The organism is Methanobrevibacter sp. (assembly GCF_045120835.1).
Taxonomy (GTDB): domain Archaea; phylum Methanobacteriota; class Methanobacteria; order Methanobacteriales; family Methanobacteriaceae; genus Methanocatella.
The window spans coordinates 55,361-73,428 of sequence record NZ_JBGVFE010000043.1; the positions used below are offsets into that span (position 1 = coordinate 55,361).

Sequence of the window (18,068 nt, forward strand, 5' to 3'; positions counted from 1 at the left end):
TTTTTTTAAATCAGACTTTTAAATTCCTTTTTCATTAGAAGGTCATCGACAAACTCATAATCTAATTTTTCAAATATCTCAATGAGAATGTCTTCACGGCTGTCAAAGCTGACGACAACACTTTTGAACTCATAATCGATAGCTATCTTTTCAAGCTGCCTCAATAACTTATAAGCAATCTTTTCCTGATTTCTGGAGTTTAAAAACAAGGTTGTTATTTCAGCGGATTGGGAGTCATATACCTTGAAACTGGCACATCCCACTATTTTTTTAAAGTCATTTAAAAGCAGCACAACCTGAGGTTCCTCCAAATAACAGCCAAAGGAATCGCAAAACTCTATAAATCTTTCATCCCTCTCATCAGTAACTATTATCTCCATCATTTCACCTCGGTAGTATTTCCTACTTTTGCAAGCTCCCTGTCCCATATTTCACAGTCGTTGCATGTGAACTCCAAAAACAGCTCACGGCACCTAACGTCATTCAGCACAACAACCTCAACTCCATTGGATTCCAGCAGATTCTCAGCTCCCATCAGAGTGGTGTTTTCCCCAACCACGACACGGGGAATGTTATAAAGTATTACCGCTCCGGAACACATGGGACACGGAGACAATGTAGTGTATAGGCAACACCTGCGATAATCCTCATAATCAAGACGGCCCGCATTTTCAATTGCATCCATTTCCGCATGTAGAATTACGGAATCATTTTGAATCAATCTGTTATGGCCTCTGGATATAATCTCATCATCCTTTACAAGTACTGCACCTATTGGAATTCCGCCTTCATTTAAGGATTTCTCAGCTTCCCCAATAGCTTCGGCCATGAAATAGTCATCGGTTTTCATAAAAAAATAAGGTATAGATGAAATTAATCATCTATTTGAATCTGTTAAATAATCCTTTACTGGATTCTTTTTCCAATTTTTCTTCAAGTTTTGTAACTTGTTTTCTTAAATCAGAAATTGTTTTGCTTGATTCATTGGATAATTTGTCATAGCTACTTTCTTTAACTTTAAGTTGAGTCCTAAGTTCAGAAATTTCTTGCTTGTAACCGTCGATTTCTTTTTTGCTTTGTGCATCGACTTCATCCTTATAATTTCCAAATTCGATTATTTCAGCTCTCAGTTTGTCAACTTCTTCAGAAAGCTCTATGTTCTCTTTTCTAGAATCAGATAATTTTTCTGTTAAATCATCCACTTCTTTAGATAACGCATCATTTTCTTTTTTGATAGCATCAACATCAGTGGATTTGAGTTTGCTTTTAAGATCTGATATTTCAGTTTCTAAATCTTCTTTAATAGTATTTATTTCATTTTCTAATTTATCAGCTCTTACTTTGTGAACTGCACCTTCAGCACCGATTTTTCCTATTTGACTACTTAAATCAGCATTAATATCAAGCTGATCAAAGTATTTTCTTGTGCTTTTTTCAAGTGCATCAGTCAATTCTTTTTTGACTTTTCTTAATTCAGCATTTTCCTTTTTAAGTTTAGGAATAACTTTATTGGTTAAGTAATTGAGCTCATTAGACTGGTTAGATAGTTTTTTATCTTTTTCAGCTAATTTAGCTTTTAAATCACCTTTTGGAGAAGTTTTTTGTTTTGGCTGTTCTTTTTTAGGTTTTTCTTCAACAACCTCTTCCTCAACAACAGGCTCTTCAGCAGGTTCCTCTTCAACAACCTCTTCCACAGCAGCTTCTTCAACTACAGGTTCAGGAACTTTATTTTCAACAACAGGTTCTTCAACAACCTTTTCTTCAACTACTTCTTCTGATTTATCTTTAGACTTAGATCTTAATTTACTTAAGTCCAATTTTACTTTTTGCCCATACATAGCATTCATTGGTTTATCATCAGACATTAAAATCACCATAATAGCAACATTAGTTTTTAAAGTTCAACAACAAGATACATTAATAATTAAGATTTTGGTATATTTAAGTATTATCTAAAAAACATTAATAACGATGAAAAACAATAATTATATACTAAATTAATTTTGTAACTTATGGCGATACCATGGATTATTTTGACAGATTAGAAAAAGAAACCAATCACCTATACGAAATTGCTAATGAGGCAAGGTCAAAGGGCTTGGACGTTGAAACACAGACTGAAGTGCCACTTGCAAAGGACCTGGCCGAAAGAGTAGAAGGGCTTGTCGGCCCGGAAGGTGTTGCACAAAGAATTAAAAAATTAGAAAAGGACGGCATGGATAGGGAAAGCGTCGCCTTTGAAATAGCCGCTGAAATCGCATCCGGAAAATTTGAGCTTACCGGTGAAAAGGCAAAATGGAACGAGGAACAGAGATGCGACCAGGGGTTGAGAAGCGCGCTTGCTATTTTGACCGAAGGAGTAGTGGCCGCACCGCTTGAGGGAATTTCACAAGTGAAAATTAAAGAAAATTTTGACGGAACAAAATATATTGGAGTATATTTTGCAGGCCCTATCAGAAGTGCGGGAGGTACAGCCGCAGCATTGTCCGTACTTTTGGGAGATAAGATTCGACAGGCAATCAACATCGATGAATTCAAACCTATTGAAGATGAGATTGAAAGATATGTGGAAGAAGTTGAACTTTACGAATCCGAAGTTACAAACCTGCAATACTCACCAACACCAGAAGAAGTGAGATTTGCTGCAAACCATATTCCTGTTGAAGTTTCAGGTGAACAAACCGACAAGGTAGAAGTATCCCACAGGGATTTGGAGCGTGTTGAAACAAACAACATCCGTGGAGGAGCGCTTCTTGCGATGGTTGAGGGTGTAATCCAGAAGTCCAAAAAGATTAAAAAAATTGCCAATAAACTTGGTCTTGACTGGGATTGGCTTGAAGAGTACTCAAAACCTAAAAAAAGCGATTCATCAGATGATAGTGGTGATTCTGACATTGTAAGTGAACCTAAATATATTCAGGATATTATCGGCGGAAGGCCTATTCTTGGATACCCTTCTGAAAAGGGGGGCTTCAGACTGAGGTATGGAAGGTCAAGAAACACCGGTCTTGCAACCATGGGGGTTCACCCGGCAACAATGGCATTGCTTGAATTTCTGGCCGTCGGAACACAGCTTAAAATCGAATATCCTGGAAAAGGTAACTGTGTAGTTCCGGTGGATTCGATTGAAGGGCCGATAGTTAAGCTCAAAAATGGCGATGTTGTAGTTCTTGACAGCGTCAAAAAGGCACGTGAAGTCAAAAAGGATGTTGCTGAAATTTTATTCCTGGGAGACATGCTTGTTGCATTCGGTGAGTTTTTAAGAAACAACCAGCCATTATATCCATCAGGATGGTGCGAAGAATGGTGGATTCAACTGCTTATGAGGTCAGATAAGTTTAAAGAAGGCCTTGACTTGGGCAGACTCGAATATGACTATATCCCTGCAGTTGAAGCATTCCAGCTATCAAAGGATTATAATATTCCTCTCCACCCGAAATACACTTACTGCTATAATGACGTGACCATTGACGATTTGAACGCACTGATTGACCTTCTTGAAAAATCCAAATCAACCTACACAAAAGAGGAAGGAATCAAACTTGATTTGTCATATCCGAAAAGAGTTCTGGAAATTATCGGCGTTCCCCATATCGTAAGGGACGGAAAAATAGTTATTGATAAAGATCACTCCTACATTCTGCTTGTTACATTGCCTAAAAAATTGCCGGAGATGAAAACCACAATTGAAGCCGTCAATGCGGTGTCTCCAGTTGAAATCAAAAACAAGGCTCCGGCATACATCGGTACCCGTGTGGGAAGACCTGAAAAATCCAAGGAAAGGCTGATGAAACCTGCACCTCATGGACTGATACCAATCGGTACAAATGGTGGAGCAAGAAGACTGGTTGCAACAGCCGCCAAAAAAGGCAGCATTAAAGTGGACATCTCAAGACGAAAATGTACCAATCCAGAATGCGGAATCAGTTCCTTTGGTGCCCTTTGCCCTAAATGCGGCCATCCGACAGAAATGGGCAAACCATCCCAGAAAAGCATTCCTCTTGCAAGCATGCTTAAAAAGGCGTCAGACAACGTTAAGGTAAGGCGTGTTGATGAAGTCAAGGGTGTTGTCGGTATGATTTCAGAGTCCAAACTGCCGGAACCTATCGAAAAAGGAATACTCAGGGCAAAGCATGAAGTTTTTACCTTTAAGGACGGAACAATCAGACACGATTCAACCGATCTGCCTTTAACTCATTTCATACCAAGGGAAATTGGTGTCAGCGTCGAAAAGCTGCATGAAATGGGTTATGAAAAGGACTGCTATGGAAATCCTATTGAAAATATCGACCAGATCGTTGAGCTTAGAGTTCAGGACATCGTAATTTCCGATAATTGCGGAGATTATCTGCTTAGAACCGCCCAGTTTATTGATGATGAGCTTACAAGATACTATGATATGGAACCATTCTATAACGTTAAGGAAAAAAGTGATTTGATTGGTCATCTGGTGGCAGGCCTTGCGCCCCACACATCCGCAGGAGTTCTAGGTAGAATAGTCGGTTTTACCAAAGCTTTGGGCTGCTATGCTCATCCTTATTTCCATTCAGCAAAACGTAGAAATTGTGACAGTGATGAAGATGCGGTAATGTTGCTTTTAGACGCTTTGATTAACTTCTCCAAAACTTACCTGCCAAATACAAGAGGAGGAAGTATGGATGCTCCTTTGGTTCTCTCCTCAAGAATTGATCCGGAAGAGATAGACGACGAATCTCACAACCTGGACATATTCGAAAGATTCCCTGTTGAGTTCTACGAAGAGACATATACTCCGCACAAGCCTGCAGAGGTTTTAGAATACATTGACAATGTTGAAAAGCATCTTGGAACCCCTGAGCAGTATGAAGGACTGATGTTTTCCCACCACACTTCAAATATCCATGCGGGACCTACAGTCTGTCTTTACAAGAGATTGCCTTCAATGAGAGAAAAGGTAGAAGCGCAAATCGCTCTTGCTGAAAGCATCAGGGCAGTTGACCAGAGAGGAGTTGTTGAAAAGGTCCTGTCTTCACATTTCCTGCCAGACATTATGGGAAACTCCCGTGCATTTTCAAAGCAGAAGGTAAGGTGTACCAAGTGCGGTGCCAAATATCGAAGAATGCCCCTTACCGGAAAGTGTACATGCGGCGGCAATTTAATTTTATCCGTTTCAAAAGGGTCAGTTACCAAGTACCTTGAAATTTCAAGAGACCTGGTTAACAGATATCCTGTATCCCATTACCTTGAGCAGCGTCTGGAAATTCAGGAGTTCGGTATCAATTCCCTGTTTGAAAGTGACAAATCCAAGCAGAGTTCGCTGGACGTATTTTTCTGATTACTTCTCAAACGCTCTCGGATAATCGACTTTTAATAATAAATATATAATAAATTTCAGAGTATATGAAATCTGTTCGATTCAAGACGAACAATTTATATACTATGAACTCCTACTATTTAACTAGATGTTCGTATTAATACGAACAATAATTATACATGTGCCAACATACAGTATTAGTAATTGAGAGGGTGCTCTCTCTCGAGTAGGATAATAAACTTTTTTAAAAACTAGGAAAATGGTGTGAATTAAATGGAAAAAATATCAGAATTAGGAAATAACTTACAAGAATCCGTTAAAATCAATGTAGAAAAAAATAACGGTATCAGAGAAAGATTCAGTTACGAAAAATTAATGAAATCATTAATAATGGTAGAGACACCATTCTTTGAATCAGATAAAATCATTGCAACTGTTGTATCTCAATTATATGATGGAATCAAAACCAAAGAAATCAAGAAAATTGTCTATGAATGCTTAGAGGACATTGATCCTGAAATCGCAAACAAATACTTAGCAAGTACCCAATTGAAAGTACGTACTTCAAGAGATACAATCGAAGCATTTGACTTATCAAAAATCGCTAACACCTTAATTGAAGAAACCGGTGCTAGCCAAGAAACTGCTTTCGAAATTGCTACTGAAACCTGGAAAGAACTCAAAAAATTGAATGTTGAATACTTGACCGCTCCAATGATCAGGGAAATGGTCAACACAAAACTGATTGAATACGGCCTGGAAGACTTAAGAAGCCGTTACACTCGTTTAGGTATTCCTGTTTACAACATTACATCTTTAATCGAAAACGGTAACAGGGACAACGCAAACATGATTCACAACCCTGAAAGTATTCACAAACATGTAGCAGACGAAGCATTAAAACAATATGCACTCTTAAAAATGTTGCCAGCACACTTGGCAGATGCACACATGGCCGGTGACATTCACATACACGACTTGGAATTCTTTGCTGGAAGACCACTCAACTGTATGCAGCATGATATAAGAACTTTCATCAAATACGGACTTAAAGTGGACGGTACCGGTGATCACACCTCCATTGCAGGTGCACCAAACCACATGGAAACTTTAATGAACCACACCGGTGAAATCATGCTTGCAGCACAACAGAACATGTCCGGTGGACAAGGAATGTCCCTTTGGAACGTATTTGTTGCACCATTCGCAAGAGGAAGAAGCTATGATGAAATCAAACAGGCTGTACAAATGCTTGTCTATAACCTGAACATGGCTTACGCTGCAAGAGGTTCCCAAGTTCCATTTACCAGCATGGCATTGGAATTCGGTGTTCCTGATTTCTTGAAAGAAGAAACCGCATACGGACCAAAAGGTGAAGTCGTTGGAACTTACGCTGATTTTGAAGATGAAACTAGATTAATCCAAAGAGCATTCACTGAAACATTACTTGCCGGAGACAATGAAGGTAAACCTCATTTATTCCCGAATACCATTTACACTCTCCGTAAAGAGACAATGACCAGTGAATACGAAGAGGACATTAGATTAGTTCATGAATTATCCGCAAAATACGGTTCATCATACTTTGTAAACATGTTCCCTAAATACAGAAACCAGATGGCAAACTACATGGGATGCAGAACCTGTTTACAGGACACCTGGACCGGTGACTGGGATCAGGATTGTTTAAGAACCGGTAACCTCGCATACGTTACCTTGAACTTCCCAAGAATCGGATACCAATCCAAAGATGAAAACCAAGTATTTGAATACTTAGATGAATATATGGATTTGGCTGTAGAAACCTTAATGCTTAGAAGAGAACAAGGTTTAAAATGTTTAAATGATTTCCACATTTTACCATTCTTAAAACAGCAAGTGGCTGAAGAATCCTACTACAGAATCCAAAATTCAACCTTATCCTTCGGTTTTGTTGGACTTAACGAAATGTTATTATCCCTATTCGGTGAAGGAATCGAAAATTCAGATGCAAATAAGTTTGGTGTAAAATGTCTTGAATACGTAAATGACAGAGCCAAAAAGTTACAGGAAGAGACCGGACTCAGATGGTCTGTTTTACAAACCCCTGCAGAATCCACTGCATACAGGTTTGCAACCCTTGATAAAAAACAGTACCAAGACCAGGCTATCGTGCAAGGTGACGGAAATGCAAACTACTACACCAACTCCTCACATGTGCCTGTAGACACCGGATTATCCTTAATCGAAAAAATCAAAATTGAAGAACAGTACCACAGTTTGACTCCTGGTGGACACATCTTCCATGCATTCATGGGAGAATCCTACTCAGATCCGGATTCATTGATGAGTCTGACTGACAAAATTGCAAGAAAATCCGATATCGGATTCTGGGCTTACAGCTCAGCATTAAGCTTCTGTTTAAAATGTAAAACTTTAATGAAAGGACTAAACAATGTTTGTCCTACCTGCGGTGAAAAAGAAGATGTGGAATGGTATGACAGAATTACCGGTTACGTACAACAAGTTGGACGTGCAAAATCTGCATCCGGAGGTTGGAACCCAGGTAAACGTCAAGAATTAATTGACAGAAGAAGATTTGAAGATAACTAAACAGTTATCTTCTTCACACCATTTTTTTAACACCACAAAAACAACTATTTTTATCTGCAACCAAATCTATAATTATAATTATTACCTCACAAAAAATTATAAAAGAGTGATTTCATGCTTAATTTAGATAACGATAGAGATTTTCCATATTACAATCAGATTCCAGAGATGTCAAAGATCGGATGGGCAGTACTGCTGATTTCCATCCCCATTTCATATTATGCATACACTTTTATCTCAAACTATGTGAATGATATTGTTGGAAGCATATCCTTCCTGCTCATAATGCTAATTCCACTGCTATACTTCTCGGACTGGGATTACTCATTATTTTTTCAAAAACCGACACGAAATGAACTTATACTTGCAGTTCTGATGTTTTTAGCATATTTTGTCTATTCGTTGATATTCACCAATCTTTTAGGTGCCTACGGCATTCCAGATATTGGAAACGGTGCTTCAAATTTCATTTCAATAATATACCTGATATTTTCAATGATGGGCGAAGAACTGATGAAATTCATCCCGCTGATGTTTCTTTTAAGGGTTTTCTTCAAGTACACATCCAATCGCAGATTATCGATTATATTATCTTCTGTAATTACTTTAATCTTTTTCGGACTGATGCATCTCGAACCAACCGTAAGCATCATTTCAGTATTGCTGATTCAGGGAGTAGGTTCAATATTCCATCTGTACGTATATTTGAAAACCAAAAATCTGTTTGTATCATATTTGTCACATCTGATGACCGATTCAATTGTTACGATTTTAACAATTATTGGACTGTTTGCATGACAAAAACTAAAAGTATATTAATACCATCAAACTAAAATTATAATATTATCATATCACTGATGATAATAGTTATTTTCACATTCTATGTTACTAGTATTTATGGGCTTTTTTAATACTAGGTCGCTGATAACATAGATTTATACCCAGACTGAACTGATTAGAGGTTATATAATGCAAAGATCAAGAGGATTAAAAAGTAGATCAAGAAAAAAAATGACTAAAGTACAAAGACCGGGTAGAACTAACCCAATTACCAACAGGCTCCAAAGATTTGAAGAAGGAGACCTAGTTCACATTACTATTAACCCATCTATACAAAAAGGCCAACCTGCCCCTAGATTCCACGGTAAAACCGGAAAAATCATTGGACAGAAAGGTAAAGCATACATTGTAGCTTTAAAAGATGGTAACAAACCAAAAGAGTTAATAGTAAGACCTGATCACTTAAAATTACAAAACTGATTTCTATGATTGGAAAAGAAGTTATTGAAAGCGAACCGATACCAAGTTCTAAAGTCAAAGAAATACTTGAAGATTTTTCTGACGGCAACGAGTTGAACTACGAACAGAATCTTACATTAAATCATCTTGCAAGGTTCAAAAGATACTCTGCCGAAGATGCAGAGGAAATCTATCAAAGACTCATCGATGAGTTTGACTTAAGAAACAAGGTCGCTGCTCATATTGTGGATATGGTTCCTGAAGATTTGGCGGACATGAGATTGATTTTCGCTAAAGAACCGACAAAAACAAGCAATGAGGACATGGAAAAAATCCTCGAAATGCTAGAACAATATGATTACGAAGAATAGTATTTTTACTATTCACTTTTTTTTATTTAATTTTGAAAAAATTTTTCCACCTACCGGCTTTTTTTAGATATCTTTATTATACTTGACATTCAAATTTATAAATAAGTTTATATTATAACTAGTAAAAGTTATAATAAAAAAACAATAGTGAGTGATAATATGGATAACAAAAACAAAAATGGAAAAAAACCAACAGTAAAAAAAGAAGAAAATGCTGTTGTGCTTGATTATCTAAGTCGTGGCTATGTCAAATCTGATATGTCCAAATTTGGTGGCAAACCTATTGCTCAAGCTATTGGTACAGAACAATTCACTTTACTCGAATTAGCTCCTAAAAATGGTGTTGATTTAGAAATACAAGACACTGTATATATAGGCAAAGGAAAAAGAGACAAGATATACAGAGTTTTGGGAAAATTGGATTATGAAAACTTAACTGCAACAAGCAGGATTGAACTGGATTACGCTATTCGCGATATCGTTGAAGCAAGTGAAGACAGATTTGTTGAATTCTTCAACACTGCAGACTCAGTAAGTACAAGAATGCATTCACTGGAATTGATTCCTGGAATCGGTAAAAAATACATGTGGGACATTATTAAAGCAAGAGAACAGAAAGAATTCGAAAGTTTTGAAGATATTTCAGAAAGACTCCCTACATTGGCTGACCCTGCAGGAATGATTGTTAACCGTGTAAAACAAGAACTTGACACTACAAAACCAAAAAGAGGTAAAAATAAATACTATTTATTTACACAACCTCCAAGAGCTTCCAGAAGATAAGTGATAAATTGACTAGTGAAAATTCCCCGTCCTTATCTAAAACAACAAAAGATATTTTAAATGAAAACGGAATTAAGTTAAATAAAAATCTTGGTCAGAATTATCTGATTGACAAAAATAAAAGAGACCAGATTATTAACTTTGGAAATATCACAAAAGATGATGTTATTTTAGAAATCGGAACCGGAATTGGAACACTAACAATAGAACTTGCCAAAAGAGCGAAAAAGGTAATAGCTATCGAACAAGACGAAAAGATTTGTAAGATATTAGCTAGACGACTTAAAGACGAAAAAATAGATAATATAGAACTGATTAATGATGATGCATTGAAGGTGGATTTTCCTTACTTCAATAAAATCATCTCTAACCTACCTTATCAAATCTCATCACCAATTACTTTTAAGTTTTTAGACTATGATTTTGATTTGGCGATTCTGATGTATCAAAAGGAGTTTGCCAATCGCATGAATGGGGAAGTCGGCACCAAAGACTATTCCCGGCTTTCGGCAATGCTTTATTTCAGGTGCGATGTTGAAAAATTAGCGGATGTCAGCTGTGAAAGCTTTATTCCGAAGCCTCAAATCGACTCCACTGTGGTAAAGTTAACTCCAAAAGAAAATAAAATCTCTGATGATGATTTTGAAACCTATTCCAAATTTACAAGGGCCCTGTTCCAGCACAGAAACAAAAAGATCAGAAATGCCCTGATTGATTCAAGGCATATGATAGGAAAAATCGACAAAAAAGTCCTGAAAAGGAGACTGAATGAAATTGAGGACGAAACCCTTGAGGAATACTTCAAAAAGCGAGTTGTTGTGCTTTCCCCTGAAGAGATCCTGTTCATTTCACAAAAATTAAACCCTATCTTTAAAGAGTGACAATATGGCCGACTTTATACTCAATACCCATGACAACGTTTACATTCCAGCGGAAGACAGCTATCTTTTAGCTGACAATTTAGAAATAAAGCAAGGACAAAGCGTTTTGGAAATTGGAACCGGCTCCGGAATCGTTGCAATGTATGCCTCAAGATTAACCGACAGGATTACCGTGACCGACATCAACTTTGATGCTTGCGAACTTGCAAGAAAAAATTTTGAGGACAACGACATCGAAAACATCGAAATCCTGTTCGGCAACCTGTTTGAACCTGTGGAAAATAGAAAGTTTGATGTAATTTTATTCAATACTCCATATCTCCCTACCGAAGAAGGTGAAGTTATAGAAGACACTATAAATTATGCATTCGATGGTGGATTAAATGGTAGGAAAGTCATTGACCTTTTCTTAAATGAAGTGGGAAATCATTTAAATGATGGTGGAATTGTCCAGCTGATACAGTCTTCGCTTTCGGGCAACGAAGAGACCCTGGACAAACTGGATGAATTGGGATTCGTTGCAGAAATAAAAGCCTCAGAACATTTCTTTTTTGAGGACATTACATTAATTAACGCTTACAAAATATGATGGTGATAAAATGGAACAATGGAAACAATCAGTACTTACTGGAGTAGCTTTAATAATTCTTGCATTGCTTTTTTCATATGCGAGAAAGGAAATGAGCATCTGGATGATTTTAGTAATCATTCTTGGTGTGGTTGATATTATATTCGGTTTGTACAGAAAAACAAAAATGTAGGAGAATTAGAATTCTCCATCAAAAACAAGTTCAGCAGGACCTTCCATAAAAGCCCCAAGAGCATCCTCTTTTTCATAGACTTGGAATTTCAAGTCGCCGCCAGGCAGGTGAAGCAATATGTTTTCATCGAATAAACCAAGTTTGAATCCTGAAATTGCTGTGGAAGTTGCACCGGTTCCGCATGCAAGGGTAACTCCGGCACCCCTCTCCCAGGTAATCATCCTACCTTCGTTTTTGGAGATGACCTCAACAAAGTGTACGTTTATTTTTTCAGGGAAAACTTCATGGGCTTCAATGGCCGGACCGTATTTGTCAATGTCTACTTCATCAACATCATCGACAAAGATTATTGCATGAGGATTTCCGACGCTGATTGCTGTCAGGTTAAATTTGGCGTCAAGAACCTCCAGTTCCCCGTCCAAAAATTCATCAACATCAGCAGTCATTGGAATTTCAGGGGTTTTGAAAGTGGACAGTCCCATGTCAACCTTAAACAATACCGGCTCATCATCCTCAAGGGTAATTTCGATTGTCTTGATTCCGGCTCTTGTCTCAACAGTCATTTTTTCTTGTTTTAAAATCCCTTTTCTGTAGACAAAGTCTCCAAAGCATCTTATACCATTTCCGCACATTTCAGCTTCGCTTCCATCTGGATTGAACATTCTGTATCCGATATCCGCAACGTCGGAAGGTTCCACGAACAATACTCCGTCACCGCCGACACCGAAGTTTCTGTGGCATAATATCCTGCATGCTTCAGGCTTGTCCGCTTCGGGAATGACTTCTCCTTTGCTTTCATCGATTATTGGAAAGTCGTTGCCTATTCCATGCATCTTTGAAAATTTTAATCCTTTTAAATCTAACATAGTATCAACTTATTTTAAATGTGGTGGAATGCTTTGTTTTGCATATAAGTCTTCAAAGCTTTCTCTTTCACGTACCAAACTGCATTTTCCGTCACTCACCAGCACTTCACTGGCCAATGGTCTTGAATTGTAGTTTGATGACATTGTAAATCCATATGCACCGGCATTAAGAATACCCAATACGTCACCTTCCTCAACGTCAGGCATAGGCCTGTCACGTGCAAAGAGGTCTCCGGATTCACATACGTTACCTGCAATGTCAACCTCCTGGGTGTTAGGAGCGTCCATTTTACTTGCATCAACTATGTGGTGGTATGAATCATACATTGCAGGCCTTAAGAGTGTGTGGAAACCTGCGTCAACACCGATGAATTTTCTGTAGCTTTGTTTTACGCTGTTGACTGTCACTAAAAGTACGCTTGCATCTCCGACGAGATATCTTCCAGGCTCCAGATACATTGTAGGATTTCCCATGTCATACTGCTCAAGCTTTTCTTTGAACAGTCCGATGTTAACTTCAGCGAACTTGTCCAAATCAACTATGTTTTCTTCAGGAGTGTATGGAATTCCTACACCTCCACCGAAGTCAACGAATTCAAAGTCGATTCCGGCTTCCTGATGGACTTTTCCTGCAATGTCCATTGTAGATTCGATGGCCAATTTGAACGGTTCAGGGTCTAAAATTCCAGATCCGATATGTGAGTGCATACCGATTGGATTGAATCCCAATTTTTTAGCCATTTCATATACTTCTACGGCTTCGTTATCCATGATACCGAATTTGCTCATTACTCCACCGGTGATACAGTGGTCGTGGTGGCCTGCACCTACCATAGGGTTTACTCTGAATGATATTTTCAAGCCTTCAGGGTCAACCACGCTGGCCAATCTTTTTAGTGCGGAAACAGAATCTATATTAAGGACTGCTCCTTCATCGTGGACGAATTTCAATTCCTCATTGGTAATGTTGTTTCCTGTAAACAGGATTCTGTCACCTGAAAATCCAATCATTTTTGAGATGTGCACTTCACCGGGTGAAACAGCATCGATGCAGCATCCTTCTGATTCCAAAATTTTCATAACTGCAAGGTTGGTATTAGCTTTACATGCGTAGAATACTTTAAAATCTGAGTAATATTTTGTAAATGCTGAATAAAATCTGTTATAGTTATCTCTTATCCTATTCTCATCAATTACATAGGTTGGAGTTCCGAATTCCTCTGCAATGTCAATTGCATCTGCTCCACCGATGTCAAGGTGGTTTTTATCGTTTACTTTAATATTTAAGTCCATAATTTAAACTCCTAAAAAAGTTGCATTATGTATTTAGTTATGTTTAGTGTTTTATTTAAAAGTTATGAAGGAAATTGATTTTCCGCTGAAAAATGAAAAAACGTTTAAAAAATGTCCAATAAACTATTGAACATGAAAAGAGACTATGGACTGACAATGCGAGGAATAATCAAAAATGATGACGGTGAAATCCTAATCCTTAAAAGGCATCCGAAAAGCCGAACCGACCCCGATACATGGGAATTGCCTGGAGGAAAAATGGAAGCAGGGGAATTTTTCGATGATGCACTTGTTCGAGAGATTAAAGAGGAAACAAACCTAGACTGCAAAGTTGGGGATCTTGCAATAGCCATACAGCATGACTATCCCTACAAAAGAACCGTGCAGATGATAATGTATTTGGATGATGTTGAAGGCGAATTTAGAATTAGCGATGAGCACACTGACGGCAAATATGCATCAATCGATGAAATCAAGACTTTAAAACTTTCAAGCTGTCTTCAGAAGGTTATGGAAGAAAAAAATTGGATGATTTAACTTGGAAAATACAAAAAACATCCTAAATATAAATTTAAAAATAAAAAAAGATGCTTTAGAGTATTTCATCTAAAGCCTTTACAAATTCGTCAATTTCCGCCTTTGTAATTATTAATGGTGGAACAAATCTTAAAACCTTATCGGCAGTACAGTTGATTAGAAATCCCGCTTCACGGAGTTTGTCAACATATTCTGCACCAGGCTTGGTCAGCTCCAAACCAACCATCAGACCCTTACCACGCACATCGGCAATGATTTCCTTATCAAGCTTTTTGAGCTCTTCTATGAAGTATTCACCAACCTCATTGACATTGTCAAGGATATTGTCTTCATCAAAGACATCCAAAATAGCATTGGCCGCTGCACATACCAAAGGTCCTCCACCGAATGTAGTTCCGTGATCACCAGGCACAAATGCACCTGCCACCTTTTCGGTTGCAAGGATTCCACCCATTGGGACTCCTCCGCCGATACCTTTGGCCATTGTCATGATGTCAGGCTTTACGTCAAAGAGTTCGTGAGCAAACAGTGTTCCACATCTTCCGAATCCTGTCTGAACTTCATCAACAATGAACACTATGTTGTTTTCATGACAGATCTTTTCGATTTCTTTTAGATAATCCTTATCCGGAACGTTGACTCCACCTTCACCCTGGATAGGTTCGACAATGATTGCTGCGGTGTTTTCGTTGACCGCATCCTTAATCGCATCAATGTTGTTGTATTCCACATTGATGAAACCCTTTGGCATCACCTGTTTGAAAGGTTCATGATATTCCTCATGTCCTGTCGCTGCAAGTGTCATAATTGTTCTTCCGTGGAATGAATCGACAGTAGATATTATCTCGCTTTTTCCTGTGTATTTGACGGCAAGTTTAATGGCTCCTTCGTTGGCTTCAGCGCCGCTGTTTGCATAAAATATTCTGTCGAAACCGGTCTTGTCAACTAGCTTTTTAGCGTATATCAAAGCTGGCTCGTTATAGTAAATGCTTGAAATGTGTATCAGCTTTTCTGCCTGATTTTGAATGGCTTCAACAAGCTTAGGATGATTGTGGCCCAAAGCATTAACTGCTATTCCTGCAAACATGTCCAGGTATTCATTTCCGTCAATGTCTGTAACTTTAACTCCTTCACCATGGTCGAGTACAATAGGCTGTCTTGTGAAAGTGTTAATGAAATAATCATCTTCAATTTTAATTAATTCCTGAGTATTCATATTAAATCTCCATAAACTATTTAATCATTAACATTTATATTAATAGTATTATATAAAAATTAGGTGAAAATATGAAAGTCGCAACTATTGAAACTGATAAAGGAAACATCGTGCTTGAACTGTTTCCGAATGAAGCACCTGGAACTGTAGCTAACTTTGAAAAATTGGCAAATGACGGATTCTACGATGGTTTAACCTTCCACAGAGTAATTCCTAACTTTGTAATTCAAGGAGGCTGTCCTAAAGGTAACGGTACCGGCGGACCGGGATACACTATCAAATGTGAAACCGAAGGAAACCCACACAGACACGGAACCGGCGCATTGTCAATGGCACATGCAGGTAAAGACACCGGCGGAAGCCAATTCTTCATTACACACTCACCACAGCCACACTTAGATGGTGTTCACACCGTATTCGGTCAGGTTATTGAAGGCCAGGACGTTGTAAATGCTATCCAACAGGGTGACAAAATGAATAAGGTCACCGTCGAAGAAAGATAATCCTTATCTTTCAACTTTTTTTATTTTTGATTGCAAAATTGCTTTGGTTTTGTAAAATTGCAGTGAAATGAAACTAAAACTTTAAATAACCTCCACTACATACTATATTTAGATTTTAACAGAAAATATGGAGGTTAAAAAACATGAAACAAAATTACGCACAAAGCTTGGAAATGCAAATACCTCAAGAAAACAGCTATGTTGAATTAGGCATTATGGATTCAAGGCAATATGACCTAAAAGAATTTCTTAAAAAGTATTATGAGTTTCCATCTAAAAATTTAGAAGATATTGCTAGATACATTAATTTCGATTCTGAATTAAAGAAAATTATCTATAATCTAGAAAAAATAATATCTGAAGAAATTTCGTATAGTAAAATTTCATTGGATTTTATGAAAGAAACCGATCCAAGGGAAAAGATACTTGAAATAGTTATTTACTGTAAATTAAACGAAGAAATGCAATTTCAAAAAGAGGACATCATCTCTGACAAAATCATTGATATGTATCCCAATACAGAAAAGGAATATATTATTTTGGTGGAATTAAATGTTTGATGAGAAATTCGAATGGCGCAAGTATTTTGAACTTGCATCTTCTTTCAATGACGAAACTGATTTAGCAAAATTAAGAACTGGAATCGGAAGATTTTATTATTCTCCGTTTTTAGAATTGAGAGACTATATTTTGGAAAATGAAATATTCCTGAATAGTTTTAGCAAAAATATAATGCAATCAAAATCAGGCAGAGTTCATCAAGAAACAAGACTTACATTTGAAAAGCATCCTCTATTGAATCAGAAGAATAACGGTAAAAAGATTGCACATAGGCTAAATATATTAAGAAAATATAGAAACATGGCAGATTATGACTCTAATAAGCCTAAAAACACAAAACGTGCATATGAGAGATGCCATCTAAAAGCAAAGGGAATTTTCAAACTGCTTGATGAATTGAACTAATTTTAACTCTGAACACTCTTATCCGATTTGATCCCCACAAATGAAGCAAATACCGATGCAATACATAACACCACACAAATGATGCATGTTATCTGACAGCTGCTTATTAACAGTGGATAGTATTGCCTAACAATAGGCACATCACCCATTACAAATACAAATACCAGAGTCAATATCCCCAGACTCATTGCCTGGCCAACAGTACGCATTGTCGCAACAGCTGCTGATGCAACCGAGGTATCCTTTGGCGGAACAGAGCTCATTATGACATTGGTGTTCGGAGGTGAGAACAATCCAAATCCGATACCATATATCACCATTGAAACGATTAGGAATTCAAGGGAAGTGTTCTCTCCCAGAAATGAGAACAACACCAGCGATACCGTTCCAAGCGCCATTCCCAAGGCGGCCAAAATCTGCGGAACATGTTTGTCAGACAATCTGCCTGCAATCGGAGCAAGTATTACCTGAAATAGCGGTGCCGTAAGCAATATCATTCCTGCAGTCTGTGAATCAAATCCCTTAATATATTGCAGATGGTAATTAAGGATTGTCGTTACTGCAAACGTTGCAAGATAGGCACAAAGCGAAGCGAAATTGGATGAGAGAAACTGTCTGTTTTTGAAAAATCTGATATCGAATACAGGATGGGTTTGCCTTAGCTCGATCCATCCAAATATTATTAAAAATATTACGCCCAAAGCGGTCAGCAAAACTCCGGATAGCTGATTGAGTATTGTAAAGCCATATATGAACAGTGTCATTCC

Annotated in this window: 20 protein-coding genes; 13 read left to right on the plus strand and 7 right to left on the minus strand. The window is 37.7% G+C overall.

From position 1 onward, the window contains the following. Positions 1–5 precede the first annotated feature (5 nt). From ACJMLO_RS04905 to ACJMLO_RS04915, 3 genes are read right to left on the minus strand one after another with little or no spacing between them, the layout of a single operon-like run. Positions 6–380 carry a GNAT family N-acetyltransferase gene (locus ACJMLO_RS04905; RefSeq protein ID WP_405294483.1) on the minus strand — a complete coding sequence of 125 codons (375 nt, stop codon included), beginning with the start codon at positions 378–380 and terminating at the stop codon, positions 6–8. Then, positions 380–850 (minus strand): nucleoside deaminase, encoded by a 471-nt coding sequence (locus ACJMLO_RS04910; RefSeq protein WP_405294485.1) that lies wholly within the window; start codon positions 848–850, stop codon positions 380–382. Before ACJMLO_RS04910 ends, ACJMLO_RS04905 begins: the two co-directional genes overlap by 1 nt. Positions 851–881: 31 nt before the next feature. Next, positions 882–1,865, minus strand: coding sequence for an acyltransferase (locus ACJMLO_RS04915; protein WP_405294487.1), 984 nt, complete (start codon positions 1,863–1,865; stop codon positions 882–884). Between the two features lie 158 nt (positions 1,866–2,023). On the opposite strand from ACJMLO_RS04915, the gene polC reads away from it, so the two are divergent. The 9 genes from polC (at position 2,024) to ACJMLO_RS04960 (ending at position 11,920) form a co-directional block, all read left to right on the plus strand. Beyond that, the gene (polC, locus tag ACJMLO_RS04920; protein WP_405294489.1) at positions 2,024–5,314 is read left to right on the plus strand and encodes a DNA polymerase II large subunit; all 3,291 of its coding nucleotides are present in this window, start codon (positions 2,024–2,026) and stop codon (positions 5,312–5,314) included. A 252-nt stretch (positions 5,315–5,566) separates the two neighbouring features. After that, on the plus strand, positions 5,567–7,885 hold the full coding sequence (nrdD, locus tag ACJMLO_RS04925; protein ID WP_405294491.1) for an anaerobic ribonucleoside-triphosphate reductase: 2,319 nt from the start codon (positions 5,567–5,569) through the stop codon (positions 7,883–7,885). A 114-nt stretch (positions 7,886–7,999) separates the two neighbouring features. Then, positions 8,000–8,683, plus strand: coding sequence for a type II CAAX prenyl endopeptidase Rce1 family protein (locus ACJMLO_RS04930; protein ID WP_405294493.1), 684 nt, complete (start codon positions 8,000–8,002; stop codon positions 8,681–8,683). A 171-nt stretch (positions 8,684–8,854) separates the two neighbouring features. Then, on the plus strand, positions 8,855–9,145 hold the full coding sequence (locus ACJMLO_RS04935) for a 50S ribosomal protein L21e (RefSeq protein ID WP_405294495.1): 291 nt from the start codon (positions 8,855–8,857) through the stop codon (positions 9,143–9,145). Positions 9,146–9,150: 5 nt separating this feature from the next. Next, positions 9,151–9,495, plus strand: a complete 345-nt coding sequence (locus tag ACJMLO_RS04940; protein WP_405294497.1) for an RNA polymerase Rpb4 family protein — start codon at positions 9,151–9,153, stop codon at positions 9,493–9,495. Between the two features lie 159 nt (positions 9,496–9,654). Then, positions 9,655–10,278, plus strand: a complete 624-nt coding sequence (locus ACJMLO_RS04945; protein ID WP_405294499.1) for a DUF655 domain-containing protein — start codon at positions 9,655–9,657, stop codon at positions 10,276–10,278. 8 nt (positions 10,279–10,286) lie between these two features. Continuing rightward, the gene (gene rsmA, locus ACJMLO_RS04950) at positions 10,287–11,159 is read left to right on the plus strand and encodes a 16S rRNA (adenine(1518)-N(6)/adenine(1519)-N(6))-dimethyltransferase RsmA (RefSeq protein WP_405294501.1); all 873 of its coding nucleotides are present in this window, start codon (positions 10,287–10,289) and stop codon (positions 11,157–11,159) included. 4 nt (positions 11,160–11,163) lie between these two features. After that, entirely contained in the window at positions 11,164–11,748 is a 585-nt protein-coding gene (locus ACJMLO_RS04955; RefSeq protein WP_405294503.1) for a HemK2/MTQ2 family protein methyltransferase, read from the plus strand. Between the two features lie 10 nt (positions 11,749–11,758). Beyond that, positions 11,759–11,920, plus strand: a complete 162-nt coding sequence (locus tag ACJMLO_RS04960) for a hypothetical protein (RefSeq protein ID WP_405294505.1) — start codon at positions 11,759–11,761, stop codon at positions 11,918–11,920. A gap of 5 nt (positions 11,921–11,925) precedes the next feature. On the opposite strand, the gene dapF is transcribed toward ACJMLO_RS04960, so the two are convergent. Both dapF and lysA read right to left on the minus strand, forming a co-directional pair. Continuing rightward, entirely contained in the window at positions 11,926–12,786 is an 861-nt protein-coding gene (gene dapF, locus ACJMLO_RS04965) for a diaminopimelate epimerase (RefSeq protein WP_405294507.1), read from the minus strand. A 9-nt stretch (positions 12,787–12,795) separates the two neighbouring features. Further along, the gene (gene lysA / locus ACJMLO_RS04970) at positions 12,796–14,079 is read right to left on the minus strand and encodes a diaminopimelate decarboxylase (protein WP_405294509.1); all 1,284 of its coding nucleotides are present in this window, start codon (positions 14,077–14,079) and stop codon (positions 12,796–12,798) included. Between the two features lie 111 nt (positions 14,080–14,190). Here lysA and ACJMLO_RS04975 point away from each other — a divergent pair, with 111 nt between their 5' ends. Further along, positions 14,191–14,616 carry an NUDIX domain-containing protein gene (locus ACJMLO_RS04975; protein WP_405294511.1) on the plus strand — a complete coding sequence of 142 codons (426 nt, stop codon included), beginning with the start codon at positions 14,191–14,193 and terminating at the stop codon, positions 14,614–14,616. Between the two features lie 55 nt (positions 14,617–14,671). Here ACJMLO_RS04975 and ACJMLO_RS04980 read toward each other — a convergent pair whose 3' ends face one another. Then, complete coding sequence (locus ACJMLO_RS04980) at positions 14,672–15,832, minus strand: acetylornithine transaminase (protein WP_405294513.1); 1,161 nt, start codon at positions 15,830–15,832, stop codon at positions 14,672–14,674. 71 nt (positions 15,833–15,903) lie between these two features. Here ACJMLO_RS04980 and ACJMLO_RS04985 point away from each other — a divergent pair, with 71 nt between their 5' ends. The 3 genes from ACJMLO_RS04985 to ACJMLO_RS04995 all read left to right on the plus strand — a co-directional run bounded on the left by ACJMLO_RS04985 (position 15,904) and on the right by ACJMLO_RS04995 (position 17,301). Next, positions 15,904–16,335 carry a peptidylprolyl isomerase gene (locus tag ACJMLO_RS04985; protein WP_405294515.1) on the plus strand — a complete coding sequence of 144 codons (432 nt, stop codon included), beginning with the start codon at positions 15,904–15,906 and terminating at the stop codon, positions 16,333–16,335. 143 nt (positions 16,336–16,478) lie between these two features. Then, positions 16,479–16,895, plus strand: a complete 417-nt coding sequence (locus ACJMLO_RS04990) for a hypothetical protein (RefSeq protein WP_405294517.1) — start codon at positions 16,479–16,481, stop codon at positions 16,893–16,895. After that, on the plus strand, positions 16,888–17,301 hold the full coding sequence (locus tag ACJMLO_RS04995) for a hypothetical protein (protein WP_405294519.1): 414 nt from the start codon (positions 16,888–16,890) through the stop codon (positions 17,299–17,301). The genes ACJMLO_RS04990 and ACJMLO_RS04995 overlap by 8 nt, the downstream gene beginning before the upstream one ends. A gap of 2 nt (positions 17,302–17,303) precedes the next feature. On the opposite strand, the gene ACJMLO_RS05000 is transcribed toward ACJMLO_RS04995, so the two are convergent. Beyond that, on the minus strand, positions 17,304–18,068 hold a 765-nt coding region (locus tag ACJMLO_RS05000; protein ID WP_405294521.1), incomplete at its 5' end, for an MFS transporter.

Coding starts and splice junctions, on each gene's coding strand:
- ACJMLO_RS04905 (WP_405294483.1), bottom strand. CDS start 380: ATGGAGATAATAGTTACTGATGAGAGGGATGAAAGATTTATAGAGTTT.
- ACJMLO_RS04910 (WP_405294485.1), bottom strand. CDS start 850: ATGAAAACCGATGACTATTTCATGGCCGAAGCTATTGGGGAAGCTGAG.
- ACJMLO_RS04915 (WP_405294487.1), bottom strand. CDS start 1,865: ATGTCTGATGATAAACCAATGAATGCTATGTATGGGCAAAAAGTAAAA.
- polC (WP_405294489.1), top strand. CDS start 2,024: ATGGATTATTTTGACAGATTAGAAAAAGAAACCAATCACCTATACGAA.
- nrdD (WP_405294491.1), top strand. CDS start 5,567: ATGGAAAAAATATCAGAATTAGGAAATAACTTACAAGAATCCGTTAAA.
- ACJMLO_RS04930 (WP_405294493.1), top strand. CDS start 8,000: ATGCTTAATTTAGATAACGATAGAGATTTTCCATATTACAATCAGATT.
- ACJMLO_RS04935 (WP_405294495.1), top strand. CDS start 8,855: ATGCAAAGATCAAGAGGATTAAAAAGTAGATCAAGAAAAAAAATGACT.
- ACJMLO_RS04940 (WP_405294497.1), top strand. CDS start 9,151: ATGATTGGAAAAGAAGTTATTGAAAGCGAACCGATACCAAGTTCTAAA.
- ACJMLO_RS04945 (WP_405294499.1), top strand. CDS start 9,655: ATGGATAACAAAAACAAAAATGGAAAAAAACCAACAGTAAAAAAAGAA.
- ACJMLO_RS04955 (WP_405294503.1), top strand. CDS start 11,164: ATGGCCGACTTTATACTCAATACCCATGACAACGTTTACATTCCAGCG.
- ACJMLO_RS04960 (WP_405294505.1), top strand. CDS start 11,759: ATGGAACAATGGAAACAATCAGTACTTACTGGAGTAGCTTTAATAATT.
- dapF (WP_405294507.1), bottom strand. CDS start 12,786: ATGTTAGATTTAAAAGGATTAAAATTTTCAAAGATGCATGGAATAGGC.
- lysA (WP_405294509.1), bottom strand. CDS start 14,079: ATGGACTTAAATATTAAAGTAAACGATAAAAACCACCTTGACATCGGT.
- ACJMLO_RS04975 (WP_405294511.1), top strand. CDS start 14,191: ATGTCCAATAAACTATTGAACATGAAAAGAGACTATGGACTGACAATG.
- ACJMLO_RS04980 (WP_405294513.1), bottom strand. CDS start 15,832: ATGAATACTCAGGAATTAATTAAAATTGAAGATGATTATTTCATTAAC.
- ACJMLO_RS04985 (WP_405294515.1), top strand. CDS start 15,904: ATGAAAGTCGCAACTATTGAAACTGATAAAGGAAACATCGTGCTTGAA.
- ACJMLO_RS04990 (WP_405294517.1), top strand. CDS start 16,479: ATGAAACAAAATTACGCACAAAGCTTGGAAATGCAAATACCTCAAGAA.
- ACJMLO_RS04995 (WP_405294519.1), top strand. CDS start 16,888: ATGTTTGATGAGAAATTCGAATGGCGCAAGTATTTTGAACTTGCATCT.